This window comes from Shewanella sp. FeAMO (genome assembly GCF_053653955.1).
This window is the reverse complement of the sequence record NZ_CM132201.1, coordinates 1052386-1071379: the sequence shown is the minus strand read 5'-3', so window position 1 is coordinate 1071379 and position 18994 is coordinate 1052386. Positions and strand designations below refer to the sequence as shown.

20 protein-coding genes are annotated in these 18994 nt (G+C 54.4%); 7 read left to right on the top strand and 13 right to left on the bottom strand.

Going from position 1 to position 18994, the window contains the following annotated elements:
* The 3 genes from ACWAU4_RS04785 (at position 1) to ACWAU4_RS04775 (ending at position 2195) form a co-directional block, all read left to right on the top strand.
* Entirely contained in the window at positions 1-675 is a 675-nt protein-coding gene (locus ACWAU4_RS04785) for a hypothetical protein (protein ID WP_208125578.1), read from the top strand.
* 59 nt (positions 676-734) lie between these two features.
* Positions 735-1448, top strand: a complete 714-nt coding sequence (locus ACWAU4_RS04780; protein ID WP_454290463.1) for an RNA pseudouridine synthase — start codon at positions 735-737, stop codon at positions 1446-1448.
* Between the two features lie 126 nt (positions 1449-1574).
* Complete coding sequence (locus ACWAU4_RS04775) at positions 1575-2195, top strand: LysE family translocator (RefSeq protein WP_044733813.1); 621 nt, start codon at positions 1575-1577, stop codon at positions 2193-2195.
* A 21-nt stretch (positions 2196-2216) separates the two neighbouring features.
* Here the strand turns inward: ACWAU4_RS04775 and ACWAU4_RS04770 are convergent, their stop codons facing one another.
* The 3 genes from ACWAU4_RS04770 to ACWAU4_RS04760 form a co-directional block, all read right to left on the bottom strand.
* Positions 2217-3824, bottom strand: a complete 1608-nt coding sequence (locus tag ACWAU4_RS04770; protein WP_234503566.1) for a hypothetical protein — start codon at positions 3822-3824, stop codon at positions 2217-2219.
* A gap of 125 nt (positions 3825-3949) precedes the next feature.
* Complete coding sequence (locus ACWAU4_RS04765; RefSeq protein WP_025010031.1) at positions 3950-4459, bottom strand: hypothetical protein; 510 nt, start codon at positions 4457-4459, stop codon at positions 3950-3952.
* The gene (locus tag ACWAU4_RS04760) at positions 4452-5198 is read right to left on the bottom strand and encodes a winged helix-turn-helix domain-containing protein (protein ID WP_028780179.1); all 747 of its coding nucleotides are present in this window, start codon (positions 5196-5198) and stop codon (positions 4452-4454) included. Before ACWAU4_RS04760 ends, ACWAU4_RS04765 begins: the two co-directional genes overlap by 8 nt.
* 427 nt (positions 5199-5625) lie before the next feature.
* On the opposite strand from ACWAU4_RS04760, the gene ACWAU4_RS04755 reads away from it, so the two are divergent.
* Positions 5626-6447: a cytochrome c3 family protein gene (locus ACWAU4_RS04755; protein ID WP_025886951.1), complete on the top strand. Its 822-nt coding sequence runs from the start codon at positions 5626-5628 to the stop codon at positions 6445-6447.
* Positions 6448-6457: 10 nt separating this feature from the next.
* Positions 6458-7003, top strand: a complete 546-nt coding sequence (locus ACWAU4_RS04750; RefSeq protein WP_144380053.1) for a hypothetical protein — start codon at positions 6458-6460, stop codon at positions 7001-7003.
* On the opposite strand, the gene ACWAU4_RS04745 is transcribed toward ACWAU4_RS04750, so the two are convergent.
* The 7 genes from ACWAU4_RS04745 to ACWAU4_RS04715 form a co-directional block, all read right to left on the bottom strand.
* Positions 7000-7620, bottom strand: coding sequence for a hypothetical protein (locus ACWAU4_RS04745; RefSeq protein WP_208125576.1), 621 nt, complete (start codon positions 7618-7620; stop codon positions 7000-7002). The two genes, ACWAU4_RS04750 and ACWAU4_RS04745, sit on opposite strands and share 4 nt — an antisense overlap.
* Positions 7613-8401 (bottom strand): winged helix-turn-helix domain-containing protein, encoded by a 789-nt coding sequence (locus ACWAU4_RS04740; protein ID WP_144135312.1) that lies wholly within the window; start codon positions 8399-8401, stop codon positions 7613-7615. Before ACWAU4_RS04740 ends, ACWAU4_RS04745 begins: the two co-directional genes overlap by 8 nt.
* Before the next feature lie 111 nt (positions 8402-8512).
* Positions 8513-9967, bottom strand: a complete 1455-nt coding sequence (nhaD, locus tag ACWAU4_RS04735) for a sodium:proton antiporter NhaD (protein ID WP_025010025.1) — start codon at positions 9965-9967, stop codon at positions 8513-8515.
* A 221-nt stretch (positions 9968-10188) separates the two neighbouring features.
* Complete coding sequence (locus ACWAU4_RS04730; protein ID WP_044733810.1) at positions 10189-10926, bottom strand: DUF481 domain-containing protein; 738 nt, start codon at positions 10924-10926, stop codon at positions 10189-10191.
* A 150-nt stretch (positions 10927-11076) separates the two neighbouring features.
* Positions 11077-11169, bottom strand: a complete 93-nt coding sequence (locus ACWAU4_RS04725; protein WP_223828965.1) for a DUF2474 family protein — start codon at positions 11167-11169, stop codon at positions 11077-11079.
* Positions 11170-11242: 73 nt separating this feature from the next.
* A complete protein-coding gene (gene cydB / locus ACWAU4_RS04720; protein WP_054744598.1) occupies positions 11243-12250 on the bottom strand; it encodes a cytochrome d ubiquinol oxidase subunit II in 1008 nt (335 codons plus the stop codon).
* Between the two features lie 2 nt (positions 12251-12252).
* Complete coding sequence (locus ACWAU4_RS04715; RefSeq protein WP_025010022.1) at positions 12253-13650, bottom strand: cytochrome ubiquinol oxidase subunit I; 1398 nt, start codon at positions 13648-13650, stop codon at positions 12253-12255.
* A 141-nt stretch (positions 13651-13791) separates the two neighbouring features.
* Here ACWAU4_RS04715 and ACWAU4_RS04710 point away from each other — a divergent pair, with 141 nt between their 5' ends.
* Positions 13792-15207: an aminotransferase-like domain-containing protein gene (locus ACWAU4_RS04710; protein ID WP_107353189.1), complete on the top strand. Its 1416-nt coding sequence runs from the start codon at positions 13792-13794 to the stop codon at positions 15205-15207.
* A gap of 18 nt (positions 15208-15225) precedes the next feature.
* On the opposite strand, the gene ACWAU4_RS04705 is transcribed toward ACWAU4_RS04710, so the two are convergent.
* On the bottom strand, positions 15226-15906 hold the full coding sequence (locus tag ACWAU4_RS04705) for an ArsR/SmtB family transcription factor (RefSeq protein ID WP_208125575.1): 681 nt from the start codon (positions 15904-15906) through the stop codon (positions 15226-15228).
* Positions 15907-16021: 115 nt separating this feature from the next.
* Between ACWAU4_RS04705 and ACWAU4_RS04700 the strand changes: the two genes are divergently transcribed.
* On the top strand, positions 16022-16513 hold the full coding sequence (locus ACWAU4_RS04700; RefSeq protein WP_025010020.1) for a DUF2938 domain-containing protein: 492 nt from the start codon (positions 16022-16024) through the stop codon (positions 16511-16513).
* A 60-nt stretch (positions 16514-16573) separates the two neighbouring features.
* On the opposite strand, the gene fba is transcribed toward ACWAU4_RS04700, so the two are convergent.
* Positions 16574-17641, bottom strand: a complete 1068-nt coding sequence (gene fba, locus ACWAU4_RS04695) for a class II fructose-bisphosphate aldolase (protein ID WP_025886945.1) — start codon at positions 17639-17641, stop codon at positions 16574-16576.
* Positions 17642-17755: 114 nt separating this feature from the next.
* Entirely contained in the window at positions 17756-18931 is a 1176-nt protein-coding gene (locus ACWAU4_RS04690) for a phosphoglycerate kinase (protein ID WP_025886944.1), read from the bottom strand.
* Positions 18932-18994 lie beyond the last annotated feature (63 nt).

Here is an 18994-nt window from a genome sequence, read left to right as displayed (position 1 = left end):
ATGCCCCTGTACGAGCAATACCATAAGCAAGATCCGCAGCGCCTGGCATTTATGATGTCTCTGGTGGGCGTCAGCATAGCGGCACTGGGCATGGCCTCCTCCTTCTGGGCCGCCTATGACAACTTGGGCAGCGCCATTTTCAGCATGCGCATGGACAGACTGGGCGACTACTTGAGCTCGCCGCTGGCCTATGTCTACAATATCTCGCTGCTACTCGGCGGCGCCTGCTTCATCTTGGCCATGGGTGGCCTCTGGTGGCAAAAGCACAGCGCGGCAGCCGGCTTGTTGTCAAGATCAGGCATAGCGGTTGGCTTGGGGATAGTGGCGCTGGGGGTCTTCCCCTATAATGAACTCTTTGCCCACCAGCTGGCTGCTATCTTCTTTATTGCCAGTACCTTGGTAATGTTCACCCTTTGCTGCTATTGCTTTGTCTCCCACAGAGCGCTCTGTAACCTGCCGCTGTGCCTGTTCAGCCTTCTGGGGATAATGTCTGCCATCGGCCTGTTATCCCAGTTGCAATGGCCATCGATGAACTATGCCTCTTGTTCGGTGCAAACCCTCTGCCCTTCGGTATGGTTTATGTGGTTGCATTCCATTGCCACTGTGTTTGCCGGTCTCAGCCTGTCGGCCACCGTATATCGACTGTGGCACTGGTCGCAGCCGCTCAACGACTGATGACTGAAAAACCGTATAGGGCTGACGCGACAGCGCCAAAAACAACCCGACAAGCCACAATGCGCCTTGCCCACTATCTGGCGCAATCCGGTCTGTGCTCAAGACGCGAAGCCGCCAGACGCATCGAAGCCGGAGAGATTTTTCTGGGTGACAGGCCAGCCAAACACACAGACAGAGTCACCCTCGCCGCCGGGCAGCGCCATTGTCTTGAGAAGTTGTTTTATCTGGGCGAGCCCGTCGCCGCCCCGGCACCTTACGCTTATCTGCTATTCAATAAACCCGTCGGGATAGATTGCCGCCTGCTCAAGGATGACCCGAGCAGCCTATCGCATTTATTGCCCCAGGATAAACGCCTGTATCCGGCCGGAAGGCTGGATAAAGACTCCCGCGGCCTATTACTGCTCAGCAACGACGGCGAGCTGACCCAGCAACTGATGCATCCGGATTTTTGCCACAGCAAACACTACCGGGTCACTCTGGAGCGGGCATTTACTGACGCGTTTATCCATGCCTTGAGAAACCCAATGGATTACGGGTATGGTCAGGTGCGGGCATCACAAGTCACGCCAATTTCGGCAAACAGTTTTGAAATCATTCTGACTCAGGGCAAGAAGCGGCAAATTCGCCGTATGTGTCGGCATTTGGGCTACAGAGTCACAGATCTCTGCCGTACCCGGATAATGGAGTTAACACTTGATAGGCTTGCTGAAGGGGAGTTTAGAGAGCTCAGCCGTGCACAAATCGCCGCGCTCAAAGCGTCACTTCAACGCTGAACAAGCCACATAATCTTTAGTGCGATTCCTGATTGGTTTATTGCTAAACTAAGCGGCTTGTTGGCCCTGCCCCCAATCCCCCCGGGAAATAGGCAACCATACTCATCACTCGTTTCAGGAGACATCATGCTAGAACTCTTCGCCGTCGCCAGTATCACTATGTTGGCCGTTATCAGCCCTGGGGCTGATTTTGCCATGGTATCCCGCAATAGTATGGTACTCGGACGCCGGGCCGGTCTGATGACGGGTGCCGGTATATCACTGGGCGTATGGGTACATGTGCTCTACTCCATTGCCGGTATCGGACTGCTGATCTCCCAGTCACTGTGGCTGTTCAGCCTGATCAAGTTTGCCGGTGCGGCTTATCTGATCTATCTCGGCATCACCATGCTCAGAAGCAAGGCGGTTGAAGCATCTGAATTGCAGACCCAGGAAGTGATTTCCGATTGGGCGGCACTCAAGAGTGGGTTTCTGACCAATGCCCTCAATCCCAAGACGACATTGTTTGTGGTAGCACTCTTTACCCAGGTTATCGATCCCCAGACCAGCACTCTGACCCAAATAGGTTATGGCGCCTTTATGTCAGCCGCCCACCTGGTGTGGTTTTCATTGGTGGCTTTATTGTTTTCCTCGCAAGCTGCCCGTCGCTCCGTGGCCCGTTGTCGCCACTGGGTTGAACGCGCCATAGGCGGCGTTTTGGTCAGCCTGGGGCTGGGATTGGCCTTTTCCTCTGTGGGACGTTCCTGAGCAGTTTCACGGTGAAGGCCGTCAGGGTTGACTGCCTTCACCGTTTTTAGGCTCGCTTGCCCGGGAGGAGATGGTTTTATCTTCCTTCCCGCCGGGTTGCAGCTCAGACAGAAGATCGGCGGCCTGAGTCACGGCCGCCAGATTAGCCTGATGTTCCTCTTCCGCCATAGTCTTGGATTCGGCGCGCTCTTCCTTGCTGCGTCTGGACTCTCCACTGGCCTTGACCTCTGAATCATAGGGCAGGTCCTCAATTCCCGGCAGTGAATCCGGAATATCACTGGGGCTGACATCCACTATCTGTGAACGGTTCATGGTGATCTTGTATCTGGCATAGCGCGGCGCCTGCTTGCCCTCTTTGAGCACAGCCACCAGGTTTATCTGATAACGCCGCTCCACCGACTCATTGCTGATCCTGCCATCGGTTTCGGTGTAAATTTTGGCCTTGCCGCGCTCCAGATAGCGGGCAAAGGGTACTAAGCTGAACACCACCTGTTCCTGCAACGTGTTGTAACCGGAAAGAAACTCGGTATCTGCCACCTTGGTCTGAATGCCATAGTGAAGAATTTCGGCATCGACCTTATTTTGGCTGTGGCGCCGCCTGAGGATCTCTTTGACATCTTTGGGAAGATCCTGGCTGCGCATAAATTCAAGCCAAACCAGCTGCTTGGCAATGAACTTTTGGTTGGTGGTGTCTCTCAATATCCGGCTCCAGCGCGGTCGTCCCCGCTGGATATAACGCCAAAGGGCATTGCGTACATCGTCTTTAAAGATCTCCCGCGCACCGTAAATCAGCGCCAGTACCAGCACCAATACCAGGGTCACACCGCTGAATACCCCCTGGGCCTTGATGATCAGCGCCGACACCACCAACATTACCAGGGCCGTAGCCAATCCTGTGGTCAGCTTCTTGAGCCCTGTGCCCAGAGGTTTGATTTCCTCTTTGAGTACCACCCCTTGCTGAATAAGCCTTCTGAGCAGCAACATCTTGTTGGCAATGCGGTTGGGATCCTGCAGGGTCTGCGCCGAATTGTAGTGCCGCTCCGCCCGATAGTTATTCTCCACCCGGCAGAGGGTGATCACCTTGTCCGAGATATGGCTGAAGTCGCTGTTTCTGGGGCCATGGGCCAGCAGCTTCAGCAGTTGCTGCTCACAAAACCAGGATAGATAGTTATCGGCATTCTCGAAATAGTGCTTCCATTTGGCATCGGCCGGTTCGTTGCGGCGAAACTTCTTCAGCAAAATAGCTGTCTGCTCGGTTAACTCCTCCAGCAAGGGATAGAAGTTTTCCGGCTCGGATTGCCGCGAAATCTCTTTGGCATCGTTCTCCATCGCCACCACAAACTGGTAGGCAAACAGATTCAGATAGAGGCGAAACTCCTCGACGGTACGCTTCTTCTGACTCACAAACCTGGATTGCACCAAGGGCAGATGCAGGCCATCCGAGTAGTAGGAACGCCGACCGAGAATGGCGCTGAAGTAGTATTCCTCTTCATTCAGGCTCTGCGGCCCTATGCCCATCTCCTTGGGCAGGGAAAAGTAGAGATCCAGCTTACGCTGCTCCCCGACATCCATCAGATGGCTGAACTTGATGGATAGATTTTCTTCCTGCTTGATACGTAGCTTGGACACAATAATGGAACACTATCAATGAATTGATGAAAGATCCTGACTATAGCCCAAGCAACACGGGAATGGGATAGCGCACCGGCGTTAACTGAGTGGAAATGGTGAAATCGTCAGCAAAAATTCAGCCGTCAATGGATCAGGCGACAACCACATACTGTGTTGCTCGGTTGGAATAACACAATAGCATAGTCTTTGGCTTCATCGGCATCGAGGATCTCCAGTGCCAAATGATGCAGGCCTTCGTTGCTGAGGTTGAAACTGGAAATATAGGAGAGGTATTGCATGTGGGCGGGCCTTGCACCCTTGCCGGAGAGTTCCTGTTTGTCCGTGACCAGAATTTGATAACGGCCGGCCTCTTCCGAAGCCAGTTGCCCCTGCATCAAGATACTGCCGGCGGGGGTGCCATCCATGTTGAAGTAGCGATAGTTGACCAGGGCTCGCTTGCCTTTGGTCTGCAGATCCAGCAGCAGGTAGTGCTGCGCATCTTCGCCCTCGTTCAACTGCCGGTCGTAGAGCTCGGAGCTGCAGTTAAGCGCCAAAGCGGGCGCTGTCTGGCTGAAACGATAGATCACCAGCAAACAGCCGAGCAGAAAGATCAGGATCAGCAGATTTATCATCCAAAGCCAACGTCTAGCCACAGAGATCAACCTCCTTGAGCCAAGGTACGCTCACAAATGCCTTCACCTGACGGCCATCGCTGATCTTGAGATTACGCACCACGGATTGTCCCAGATACTCGCCTCTCAAGGTGAGGTTAAGTACCTGCTTATCATGGGACAGCGACACATATAACTTGCGCCAGGGGCTGCTCTTGCACTGGGCCAATGCCGAGGCCAACACCTTCCCCTGCTCGGTCAACAACTGGTTGTTGGTGCGGGAGTTGGAATAGAAAAACAGCTCCATTCTCTGACCCGAAAGCAAGGTCAATTCCTGCTTGTTCAGCGGAATGGTGGGCGCCACTCTGGGCAAGCGATACAGATAAAAGAGACTGAGGCCGAGCATGAATATCAGCACCAGGCCCACCAGCAGTTGTTTGGGACCGGCATTCAACCTGGACTCCAGCACTCCTGCAGGTTTACGGGCCACAGATGAGCGCAGTAGATACCCCTGCCCCTTGACCGTTTCAATCAAAGACTCATATTCGGGCCCCAGAAAGGCACGCAACATACAGACAGCACGGGCTACGGACGAATCGCTCAAAGGGGGATGATTGTCATCACCGGCGCGCAACTCGATACGGGAAACCAAACGCCCCTGATTGGCGAGCAGGAGTTTCAGTACCTGTAACTCCGCCCGGGGAAGATGCCAGCTATCCCCCCGGCCCCTGTGTTGTAACTCACCACTGGCCTCATCAAACCAGCAGTCGCCTATCTGCATTATATTCCTCCTGTTTTATATGGTTATGAGTCTATGCAAGAAATCTAATCACTACTGTGATCCTCTTAACCCTGACACAGGAAAAAGTTTAAAAAGTGATCCAACTCAGGCGAGGCGCCGACCAAGAGGGAAGCAAGTGGCATTTTGTGAACCAGTACCCAGGATTGAAGCCACTGAAGACTGAGGGAAAAAGCCATGAAGACGCCATTAATCAACATGAATGCAACAAATAAAGTGACCCACATCAAATGCTAATCCTCAATGGGTATCAAGACGCAAGCCGTCAATCGTCTTTGCATGTCAAAAATCCGTTTTCGGCCAACTCAGGATTCATGCGCGCTGAATCACAACCTTCATCAGGCATCCCCCTAAAGCTGAAGACAACCGACCAGGTCGGGAAAAACAAAGACAACAAAGGGTGATAAATATGAGCATTAACAGACGTCAGGCCCTCGGCCAGATCATTGGAATTAGCGCCGCAGCAGCCGGAGCCGGCCTCACGGCCACTTGTGCCTTTGCAGCCACGGATGAGTCAGGAAACTACCGCCTGGAACTGGGGGAAAAACTCAAATATGCCCCATTGGATCCCATGGCGACCGCCAAACTCGCTTATGAAACCGGCGGTGGCTGTATGCATCAGGTATTTCACGCTACTGTGACCATGCTGGCGCAGTCCGCCAGTGTCGATGCCGATAAGTTTGCCACTATTCCAACGGCGCTGGCCGGTTATGGTTTTGCCGGGGTCACCGGCCAGGGCACGCTTTGCGGTAACCTCAATGCGGTAGGTATGCTGGTCAATATTCTCGATGACATCAATGGCCAAAATGCCGCCGTCATCGGCGCCCTGTTCCGCTACTACGAGAATACCGAACTGCCTTTGTCCAGCGATGAGTTCGTTGCCGGTATTGGCTCCACCGCCGAAAAGACCGCCCTGGTGGTCAAGTCCTCGGTTGCCAACAGCGTGCTGTGCCACTCCTCCATCAGTAACTGGTCCAAGGCCTCAGGCAAGACCTTCTCCGAAAAAGGCGAACGCTGCTATCGTTTATCGGCCTCCATTGCCTATCATCTGGTGGAACTCCTGAACCGAGCCCACAAGGGCGAAGACTTGGCCGCCCTGCCGGAGAGCAAACCCAGCACCGAAGCCCAGAGTTGCCAAAGCTGTCATGGCTCCAGCAGCACCATGGGGCCAGCCGCCAGCGTCAAGACAGATATGGAATGTACCACCTGTCATACCGGGCACTTTAACTGAGGATTATCCGATGAAAATCAGCTATCTGAGCCTGCTGCTCGGCTCGGCCCTGCTCTTGGGAGGCTGTGGCAGCGATGATGACAACAGTAATGGCGGTGGCGAGATCACCCCTCCGCCGCCGGTCGAGAAACCCAGCCAGGATATTGCCGAGGCAAGCAGTATTGAGTTGACCCTCAATAGCTTCGATCCCGACTCAGGCCAGGTCACCTTTGCCCTGCAAAACGCCGAAGGCAAGGCGCTCACCAATGCCGCCAAGTACCAGATCACCTACTTTGGTTATCCGGCAGAAGAGCAGGCTTCCACCAAGCCCAAGGCCTGGAAACGCTGGCATGTGACCTATGGTTACAGCTGCGATCCGGCGACCGAGTGCGCTGAACCGCTGCAGGCTCTGGACAGTGCCGGCAGCTACAGCTTCAGTCCATCTGGACTGGATTGGGATGCCAATGCCACCAGCGGTGCCGTCAGCCGTTATAAGGTGGCCATAGAGGTGTTTGGCACAGAGATCAGCAATGAGCTGACACTCTACTCTCCCACCACAGGGGAAGGTGCGAACTAACCCCCGAAAACTGCCCCATCAAATAAGCCGCTGATCAGGGAGAGCAGCGGCTCTTGGGCCTTATCCTCCTCAAACTCACTCATACGACAGGCCCAGAGGTGATCTCCAGGCGTCACCTGGATAAGTGCATAGTCGGCCAGAATATCCATCTCAAGTACATGCAGTCTGAGATCCAGTTTGCCTGACTGAGCCAACACCTTATTGATACTGTCCCGCATCGTCAGTAGATATGGGGGTAACTCTGCTTCATCCACTTGCAGCTTTTCCTGTCGCTGCTCTAGGCTTATCAAATAGCTCAGGGAGCCAGGCTCAATCCCTTTGATGAGCCCTGTCAGTTCGATGCTGGCCCAAGGCTCAGAGTCGTGACGATAGCTCACCCGCAGTCTGACATGACCATTTTCTGTGGCTATCCTGAGCCTGAGCTTTTCAGTGTTGGCCTGATCCACTGCCATGCCGGGACGGATCAAACTCGCTTCACAGTTGAAATTAGGGCTAAGACGTTTGGAAATCAGGGTATCGCCCCAGAGAATGCCGGCAGCAAACAACAGCAGTAATAACAGCAGCAGTATCCAGATCCGGTTTTGGCGTAACCACCGCCGCAGAGTCGATTCAGTCACAGCGCAGTGCCTCCCTCAGCCAGGTATATTCGGGGGCGCAGGCGTTCATCTGGGCCATGGTCAACTTATAAGCCTTGAGGTACTCGCCTTGGTCGCCTTCTCCCTTGACCACCATACTCAACACCTTGTTGTCATCGCTGAGGGAGATGGAAATGGTGCGCCAACTATCGGGGCAGCGTGCCAGCCAGTCTTCAATGCCTTGAGTCAAATCTTTCAATGCGGCCAATGCTTTGGGTTCGCCGTAGAGACGCAAAAAGGTAGTACTGCCCGAAGGGTGTACGAGTTTAATCACCTCATCCGGCGTTTCCAGATAGCGCAGTGGCCCAACCCTGGATGACAAAAAAACCAATGCCAGTGCGCTCAGCAGTAACATCCAACAATAGTGACGCCAGGGCGTTTGTCCCTTGGGGGACAAAGAGATGGGCCTGCGGCCTCGAGTCTTGCTATGCAGCAAAAAACCTTGCCTGTCTACGGATTCCAAGAGGTCGCTGTGCTCGGGTCCCAGGTATTGGCGGATCCTGGCCACCGCCTGCTCCAATAAATGCCCTTGATTGGCGGGAATGGCGGCCTCCTGCAGCAGTTGCATTCTGGATACCACCTGCCCCCTGTGAGCCAACAAAATATTCAGCACACACTGCTCTGTTTCAGACAGTGTCCAGCTCATCCCGGATCCAGTATGTTTGAGCGTGCCGGTATCGGCATCAAACCAATAGCAACCTATCTGCATGGCGTGGCTCAGCAGCAAATGAATGGCGGCAGTATAAGGGAAAAAAACACCCATCCAGAGTGATCTGTATGGGTGTTTTTAAGCTTTTGACAAGAAGCGTGAACCGTCTCTCAGACTTTTCCCACAATTGAAATTTTGTTAATTAACAATATGATACATTCTTATCTAGAATGTAGAACTGTTAATCCAGAGGTGCACCAGAATGCTGGCTACGTAACCCAGGGCGATCACGGGTGTCCACCTGAGGTGAGCCCCAAAGGTGTATACCCCTCTCGCCTGCCCCATCAGCGCCACCCCGGCGGCACTGCCGATGGACAACAAACTCCCCCCAACCCCGGCGGTCAGGGTTACCAACAGCCATTGTCCCAACGCCATATCCGGGTTCATTGTCAGTACGGCAAACATCACTGGAATGTTGTCTATGATAGAGGACAGCACCCCAATGGCGACGTTGGCATAGGTGGGATCCCACTGGGTGTACATGGCATGGGATACCATGCTCAAATAGCCCATAAAGCCCAAACCGCCGACACACAGCACCACACCATAGAAGAACAGCAAAGTGTCCCATTCGGCTCTGGCAATACGGCTGAATACATCGAAAGGCACCACGTTACCCAGTTGCTCCAGACGCTTTTCATCCTGCATCAGGCGCGCCTTCTCCTGCGCTCTTGCCAGCGCTTTGGGGAAATTCTTCCTCAGGTAGAAGCCAAAACACTGCAGCAGTCCAAGGCCTGTCATCATGCCAAGCACAGGCGGCAGACCCAGCAGTGAATGGGTACACACAGCCATGGCTATGGTGAACAGGAACAGCAGCACTATCCGCTTGGCGCCTGTCTTGGTGTAAACCTTTTCAACCAGGGCATCAGATTTTTCCCTGGAAATAAACAGGCTCATGATCACCGCCGGCACCAGGAAATTCACCAGTGATGGCAGGAACAGCTTGAAGAACTCGGAAAAGTGCACCATACCCTTTTGCCACACCATCAGAGTGGTGATGTCCCCAAAGGGGCTGAAGGCGCCACCGGCGTTGGCCGCCACCACTATGTTGATGCACGACAGGGTGATAAAACGGCGATTATCGGCGCCCATTTTCATCACCACGGCGCACATCAGCAGCGCAGTGGTCAGGTTGTCGGCGATGGGCGAAATAAAGAAGGCCAGTAAACCGGTAAGCCAAAATATCTGGTATAAACTGAAGCCCTTGCTGACCATCCAACAACGCAAGGCGTCGAACAACTTACGTTCTTCCATGGCGTTGATATAGGTCATGGCCACCAGCAAAAACAGCAACAACTCGGCATATTCGAGCAGGTTATGTTTGAAGGCGGCTTCGGCCACTTCCGACATACCATTCTGGGTATAGACATAACCTATCATGCCCCAGATGAGACCGGCAGCGACCAACACAGGCTTGGACTTTCTCAGGTGCAGCTTCTCCTCCCCCATCACCAGTAAATAGGCGATGGCAAACAGAGTCAGAGCCAGATACCCCACGGTTGAGTCTGTCAGACTCAGGTTATTTGTGGCTTCCGTGCTAGCCAGGACCACAGGCGAAAACAGTCCTGACAAAATTCCCCCTAAGGCTGCGCAGCCCCCATGCAAACGCATTAACTTCATCTCTTTCTTCTCTTGGTAGGAAATTAACTAAAACCTAGCACAGAGAATGGAAAGCGAATCTTGATAAAACGCAAATTTCTGCAATTTAAGTGAGCAAGACCCGGCTCTAAGTGGCAGACCGCAGCAGAAGAATTGAAAAAGACTGGTAAAAAAACACCATAGATCACAAAAGCGCCCGCAGGCGCTTTTATCTGGTTCACACTTTTTATGTCACGGCTTTTTTAGAAAGAATACAGCAGTGTCATATTGGTTTCAGTGTCAGTGCTCTTTTTGTCGTCCAGCGGATCGCTGTTATAACGCACAATCACGGCAAACTTCATTGCCAGGGCGCCGATGATGTTGGCGGTCAGCGAAGTCTCGGAGCGGGCGTCGAGCTTGTCGCCATAATCGGCAATAAACATCTGGCGGAACTTGGAGGTCTTGCTGATCTCAAGCTCATAGTTGATCACTCCGTGAGCGACCCAGCTGGCGTCAGAGTTATAGCCCAGAATGGCGCTTTGCTCACTGTCCAGACGCTGATACTGGTAACCAGGACCTATCTCGGCATCCAGGAAGCTTTTGCTGCCCTGGAATACACGGTAGCCGTAACCGGCCGCACTGTTGAACTTGTAATCGTAACCAGTGAAGGGATCGGCTTCGTAGCTGGTGTTGGCAAACAGATAGCTGCGCTCATCCAGACGGTAGTTGCCCTGAACACCACCAAAATAACGCTTGGCAGTAACTTCTTCAGAATCTTCCTTGTACAGACCTTCGAGCAGGTACTGGTTTTCCCAGTTGCCCAGTTCGTGTTTCATCGCCAGGCGAGCCTTCACCGAAGAGGTTTCAGTGTTACCTGTGGTCAGGGTTGCCCCCAACTCCGCCTCACCGGCAAATGTTTTATCACCTTCGACAAAGTCAGCCCCAGCGTGAGCAAATGGTGCGACCAGCAGAATGGCTGCAGCGCTAAGCAGTTTTTTCATTCTTGTGCATCTCCGTTCAAAGCAATCCCCTAAAAAAACGGGCGCCATCTTAACATCTATGGCGAAAAATACGAAACAGCTCGCATTTTGCAGCTGAAAAAACCTGATTTCCGACACCGGTAACCGTTTTGTCTGACAGAGACAAGGCTATCAGGCCTTCAACCCGGCCGCAGACATCAGCAGTCGCAACAGCGAAGAGACACTCAGCAAAGAAAGAACACTCAAGCACCAAAGCAGCAGCATCCAACAGCCTGGACGGCTATCGAGCCAATTCTTAGCCGGGGCCAGCAGCCGGATGGCCCGGCCCCTCAAAGCGTCAATGATAGGCTTCATCGGCGCTCACCTTGCCGCGGAACACATAATAGGTCCAGCAGGTATAAACCAGAATAATGGGGATAATAAACAGAGCCCCCACCAACATGAAGCCTTGGCTCTGGGGTGGCGCCGAAGCCTGCCAGATGCTGATGCCCGGTGGAATAATATAGGGCCAGATGCTGATCCCAAGACCGCAGAACCCCAGTAACACCAAGAGCAGCGTCATCACAAAGGGTTGGTAAGTATCTTGCCTTTGCAGGCCCAGGTGCAGATTCCATCCCAGTAGCGCCGTCAATAAAGGCACGGGTGAGAGGAAAATCAGGTTCGGCAGCGAAAACCAACGCTCGGCGATTTGGGGATGTGCCAAAGGCGTCCAGATACTGACCAGCACTATGGCCACCAACAAGCCTATGAGCAAAGAGCGGCTCAGCAGAAACATCTGTTGCTGCAGATGCCCCTGGGTCTTCATGATCAGCCAACTGCTGCCAAGGAGTCCGTAAGCGACCACCAACCCGACACCGCATAAAAGCGGGAAAGGCGCCAACCAGTCGAGCTGCGAGCCGGCAAAGCTGCGATCTATGACAGGGAAACCGGATATCACGGCCCCCAGCACCACCCCCTGGAAGAAGGTCGCTGCCACAGAGCCGATGGCAAATGCCCTGTCCCAGGCTTTTCTGTGGCCTTCAAACGCCTTGAAGCGAAACTCAAACGCCAAGCCTCGAAAGATAAGCGCCACCAGCATAAAGGTCAGCGGAATCGCCAAGGCATCGATAATTACCGCATAAGCCAGCGGAAAGGCGCCGAACAGCGCGGCCCCCCCCAGCACCAGCCAGGTTTCATTGCCGTCCCACACAGGCGCCACTGAGTTCACCATGATGTCTTTGTCATGCCTGTCTCCAACCAAGGGCAGCAGTATCCCCACTCCCAGGTCGAAACCATCCATGACTATGTACATCAAGGTGGCGAAAATAATAATCACAAACCAGATAACAGCCAGATCAATGCCCATACTCAGCTCTCCTTATGCAGCTCGTCGCTGTGAAACTGTGAAATACGCCCGACCAACGCAGGGCTTTCGGATAAGACTTCCTCGACCTTGGGCCCCTGACGGATAAGATTGAGCAGATAGAGATACCCCAAACCAAACACCAGGCTGTAGACCACAAAGAACCCCAGCAGGCTCAGGCTCATATGCAGCTCGCCATGGGCGGAGACCGCATCCCGGGTGCGCATTACCCCATGAATGATCCAGGGTTGCCGCCCCACTTCCGTGGTTATCCACCCGGCCAACAGAGCTATGAGTCCCGATGGTCCCATGAACAGACTGAAGCGCAGAAACCAGCGGCTCTGGTACAGGCCACCACTGCGTCTGAGCCAAAGACTGACGACACCGAGCAGCAGCATCAGCATGCCCAGTCCGACCATGACCCGAAATGACCAGAAGACGATAGGGACATTGGGCCTGTCTTCCACGGCAAACTCCTTCAGCGCCGGCACCTGGGCCTGGCTGTCGTGCATCAGGATCAAACTGGCCAGCGCCGGGATCTTGAGGGCATAGTCAGTGGTTTCTGTCTCCATATTGGGCCAGCCAAACAGGATCAGCGGTGTCGGCTCCCCCGAGCTGTTGTCCCAGTGCCCTTCCATGGCGGCGACTTTGGCCGGCTGATGCTCCAGGGTATTGAGCCCGTGAATATCCCCAAGCAAGGCCTGCAAAGGTGCACAGGCGAGGATCATCCACAGCGCCATGGAGAACATCTTGCGCACCGCCGGGTTGTCGTTGCCTTTAAGCAAATGCCAGGCGCCCGATGCCGCCACCATCAAGGCGCAGCAAATAAAGGCAGCCACCGCCATATGCGAAAGACGCGGTATAAAGGAAGGGTTGAAGATGACAGCCAACCAGTCTGTCGGTACTACTTGACCGGCTTCAATGACAAAGCCCTGGGGCGTGTGCATCCAACTGTTGGAGGCCAAGATCCAGAACATGGACATTATGGTGCCGAGGGCGACCATACAGGTGGAGAAGAAGTGCAGCTGATCGCCGACTTTTTTCCAGCCAAACAACATCACTCCCAGAAATCCGGCTTCGAGGAAGAAGGCGGTCAACACTTCATAGGTCAGCAGGGGGCCGGTAATACTGCCGGCAAACTCGGAAAAGCCGCTCCAGTTGGTGCCGAACTGGTAAGCCATCACCAAGCCGGAAACCACCCCCATACCAAAGTTGACCGCAAATACCTTGGACCAAAAATGATACAGCTGCTTGTATACCGGATTACGCTTTTTGAGCCAAAGCCCTTCCAGTACCGCGAGATAACTTGCCAGGCCAATGGTGATGGCCGGGAAGATAATGTGAAAAGAAACCGTGAAGGCAAACTGTATGCGTGCCATTTCGAGTGCATCCAGTCCAAACATGAACCACCTCAAAGGGTCAATAAACCTGGCTGGCATCTTAAGGACTGAGACAAAACTATAATAGATACAGAAAATACGATTTTATATATAACAGATTGAATAATTGTTATGCTGGGCACGGGCAATAAAGCAGAGTAAACCATGGCCAAATATGAAACCCTGATCCAGCAATTGAGGCAGCAGATACAGAGCGGTGTCTGGCAGGTGGGTGACCGCTTACCTTCACTCAGGGAGCAGACTCAGCAGAGCCAGATGAGTTTGATGACAGTGATGCATGCCTATCAGGTGTTGGAAAGCCAGGGCTGGATAGTTTCCCGCCCCCGTTCAGGTTACTTTGTCGCCCCGAAAGTGGCTGCCCCCAAGCCCCAAGGTCTGCATCAGTCCAGTGCTGTGACCCGCGCCGAGTCGGTGGATATCAACGCCTTTATCTTTGAGGTGTTGCAGGCCAGTCGCGATCCGGGGATCACGGGGTTTGGCTCCGCCTATCCGGATCCCGGGCTGTCGCCCCACAAACAGTTGAACCGGGCCTTGATTTCAAGCGCCAAGACCCTGGATTCCGCCAGCGCTCTGGACAATCTGCCTCCCGGGAACCCGGCGCTCAGGCATATCTTAGCCCAACGCTACGCGGCGCAGGGAATGAGCATCTCGCCGGATGAAATAGTGATCACCGCGGGGGCACTGGAGGCATTGAACCTGAGCCTGCAGGCGGTTACCCGTCCCGGGGATTGGGTGGTGATAGAAAACCCCGCCTTTTACGGCGCCCTGCAGTCGCTGGAGCGCCTCGGTCTCAAGGCGCTCGCCATCCGCACCCATCCCCAGGAAGGGATAGATCTACAGTCTCTGGCCCAGGCGCTGCAAACTCACAGGGTCAAGGCCTGCTGGTTGATGACCAACTTTCAAAATCCCTTGGGCTGCAGTATGAGCGATGACAAGAAGCGTCGTTTGCTGAAACTCTTGCAGGAACACGACTGCTTTTTGATTGAAGACGATGTCTACAGTGAACTCTATTTCGGCAAGGAGAAGCCCCTGCCGGCCAAGGCCTTCGACCCGGACAACAGAACCCTGCACTGCGGCTCTTTCTCCAAGTCTCTGGTGGGCGGTTTTCGCGTCGGTTGGGTGGCCGCCGGCAAGATGGCGCTCAGTATTCAAAAACTGCAACTGATGAGCACCCTGGCCACCAGCACCCCGGTGCAATTGGCGCTGGCTCATTACCTGTCGACCCGCAGTTATGAGACCCACCTGCGACAATTGAGGCGTACCCTGGAACAGCGAAAGTTTGCCACCTGGCAAGCATTGAAGAACCGCTTACCCGACAGTGTCAGAGTGCATTATGGCGATGGCGGCTATTTTCTCTGGGTAGAGTTACCCGAGGGGCGTGACACCACAGAGCTTTATCGCCAGGCACTCTCGCAAGGAATAAGCCTGGCGCCGGGACAGATGTTCTCGGCGCACCGGGAGTTCAGCCACTGTTTTCGCATCAATGCCTCACTGCCTGGTGGGCCAAAGTTGGAGCAATCGATAGCCAGCCTGGCCAAGCTGATAAAAGGCGTTTTGTAATAAGTTCAGCTGTCCAAGTCAGACTTCCACCGCCAAGCCGGCCGCCTTCCAATCGGGGAAACCGGCATTGAGTCGCTTGGCATTAAAGCCCTGTGCCTGCAGCAAGGCCACCGCCTCATCCGACAGGGCACAATAAGGGCCACGGCAATAGGCCACTATCTCTGTGTGCTTGGGCAGACGTGCCAGTTCCGCTTCCAACAGAGGCAATGGCAGGTTGAGAGCCCCCGGCAGATGGCCGAGTAAAAACTCCTCTTCGGGACGCACATCCAGCAGCAATACATCACCACTTTCAAGCCGCGCCAACAACGCCTCCCGGGAAACCCCTTCACCGCTACCCGGCTCCGGCTTATGGCGTGCCACCAATTGATTAACCCGGGAACGCTGAAAATCGGCCAGCTGCGCCAGGCTCTGCAGCAGCACCAACAAGGGACCATCGGCCAGAGAATAGAGTACCTGTTTGCCTTCACGGCGACTGTCCACCATGCCGGCGCGTTTCAGTTGCTGCAGGTGTTGGGAGCAGTTAGCCAGAGTCAGACCGCACTGCAGGGCCAAACGCTCGACCGGCCATTCCCCCTGCGCTATCTGCTCCAGCAGCCTTAACCTGTGGCCATGAGAGAGCACCTTGGCAATATCTGCCAGTTCCCGGTAGTGACTATCGAGCTGCGGCACCTGTGTCTCGGTCAGATTGTCGCTTGACATTTTTTCTTCACCAAACAATCATTCAATTAATTTATTGAATGATAGAATATCATCATCCATCAGGGGCGACAACCGCCCAGCCCGGATGGACAAAATACGACAAGGAGTAAGATAGATGCAGGAATTTCCCTTTTGGCTCAATGCGCTACTTTTAGGTGTCGGTGCAACTCTGGTAATGGATATTTGGGCCTTAGCGCAAAAAATGCTGTTGGGGATCCCCTCACTGAGCTATCCCATGGTCGGTCGCTGGATAGGCCATTTACCCAAGGGAAAACTGATCCACAGCCCTATCGGCGCCTCGGCTGCCATCAAGGGCGAAGCCTGGCTTGGCTGGGGAGCGCATTATCTGATAGGCATCATCTTTGCCGCCATCTTGCTGGCGATCTGCGGTTCGCAATGGCTGCAAGCACCGAAGATCATGCCGGCGCTGCTGCTTGGAATTATCAGTGTATTGGCGCCCTTTCTTATTCTGCAGCCGGGATTGGGTGCCGGCCTTGCGGCCAGACGTACCCCGGCCCCCTGGACAGCCAGATGCAGAAGTCTGTTGGCCCATACGGTTTTTGGCCTTGGACTCTACCTGACGGCCCTGCTGCTATCTCTGCTTTAAACGCCGGAAACGGGACGTAAAAAAGCCCGCGAATGCGGGCTTTCAATACAGAGAACGGGATTACAGGTTGATCTGTGGGTCCAGTTCGCCGGTTTGATAACGCTTGTACATGGCCTGCAATGACAGCGGCTTGATCTTGGAGCCCATACCGGCACAACCGAAGGCTTCGTAGCGAACGGTACAGATGTCGGCCATGGCTTCCATGGAGGCCTTGAGGAATTTGCGTGGGTCAAACTCAGCTGGGTTTTCAGCCAGGAACTTACGTACCGCACCGGTAGATGCCAGGCGCAAATCTGTGTCGATGTTAACCTTACGCACACCGTGCTTGATGCCTTCAACAATCTCTTCCAGCGGCACGCCGTAAGTTTCAGGGATGGCGCCACCATACTGGTTGATGATCTGCAGCCACTCCTGAGGTACAGAAGAAGAACCGTGCATGACCAGATGAGTGTTGGGAATACGGGCGTGGATCTCTTTGATGCGGTCGATACGGAGCACATCGCCGGTAGGCTTGCGGCTGAACTTGTAAGCACCGTGGCTGGTACCTATGGCGATGGCCAGGGCATCCACATGAGTGTCGGCCACGAAGCGGGCGGCTTCTTCCGGGCTGGTCAGCATCTGTTCGTGGCTCAGGGTACCTTCGGCGCCGATACCGTCTTCTTCGCCGGCCATGCCGGTTTCCAGACTACCCAGACAACCGATTTCACCTTCAACAGAAACACCACAGGCGTGGGCGAAGGCCACTGTCTTGCGGGTAACATCGACGTTGTACTCATAAGAGGCAGGAGTCTTGCCGTCAGACATCAAGGAACCGTCCATCATCACAGAGCTCATGCCGAGCTGGATGGAACGCTGACACACGTCAGGGTGAGTACCGTGGTCCTGGTGAATACACACAGGGATATCCGGATACTGCTCGAGGGCAGCCGCCATCAGATACTTGAGGAACTGAGGACGGGCATACTTACGGGCACCGGCTGAAGCCTGCACAATCACAGGGCTGTCAGTGGCTTCGGCGGCCTGCATGATGGCTCGCATCTGCTCCAGGTTGTTAACGTTGAACGCCGGGACGCCGTATCCATGTTCGGCGGCGTGGTCCAGCAGTTGGCGTAGGGAAATAAGGGCCATTTTTTTACTCCAATAATAGGGTGAATTGCTTCACCGAGGTCGCTATCGCTTGGATTTAACTTGATGCTCCCGGCAAAGCCGGGAGCGGTTTCTTTATAATTCTTTTGATTTTGCTCAGTTACCGCGGGCCTTGAGCATGGCCACAGCCGGCAACTCTTTACCTTCGAGGAACTCGAGGAAGGCGCCGCCACCGGTAGAGATGTATGACACCTTGTCGGCAATGCCGTATTTGTCCACGGCGGCCAGAGTATCACCGCCACCTGCGATGGAGAAGGCCGGTGACTCGGCGATCGCCTGGGCGATACGCTTGGTACCTTCGCCGAACTGGTCGAACTCGAACACCCCAACCGGGCCGTTCCAGACTATGGTACCGGCTTGTTGCAGGATAGCTGCCAGGGCTTCGGCGCTGTCCGGGCCTATGTCGAAGATCATCTCATCGTCGGCAACCTCGGCCACTGGCTTCAAGGTAGCCACGGCTGCAGGGCTGAACTCCTTGCCAACCACCACATCGGTAGGCACAGGGATATCGCCGCCACGGCTCTGGGCATTGGCCACCAGGCGCTTGGCTTCATCGATAAGGTCGGCTTCATAGAGCGACTTGCCCACAGGATGGCCGGCGGCGGCAATAAAGGTGTTGGCGATACCACCACCCACTACCAGTTGATCCACTATGCCGGACAGAGATTCAAGCACTGTCAGCTTGGTCGACACCTTGGAGCCACCGACAATCGCCACCAAGGGACGCGCCGGGTTATCCATCGCCTTACCCAAGGCATCCAGCTCAGCCGCCAGCAATGGGCCGGCGCAGGCTATCGGGGCAAACATGCCGACACCATGAGTCGAGGCCTGGGCGCGGTGAGCGGTACCAAAGGCATCCATCACATAGACATCACACAGGGCTGCCAGTTGCTTGGAAAGCGCCTCGTCGTTTTTCTTCTCACCCTTGTTGAAGCGGACGTTTTCAAACACCACCACTTCACCTTGGGCAACTTCGACGCCATCCAGATAGTCTTTTTCCAGACGTACCGGGCAGTTCAGCGCCTTGGCCAGATAGTCCACCACAGGCTTGAGAGAAAACTCCTCATTGTATTCGCCTTCGGTTGGTCGTCCCAGGTGGGACATCACCATCACGGCAGCCCCTTTTTCCAGTGCCAACTTGATAGTGGGCAGCGAAGCCCGCAGACGCGCGTCGCTGGTGACCACGCCATCGGCCACAGGCACGTTGAGATCTTCACGGATAAGCACACGCTTGCCCTGAAGATCCAGCTCTGACATCTTGATAATTGCCATTTTTACGCTTCCTTCTTAATCAAAAACAAATCTGTTTCACTAAGGGCGGCGCCTTCCCTGCCA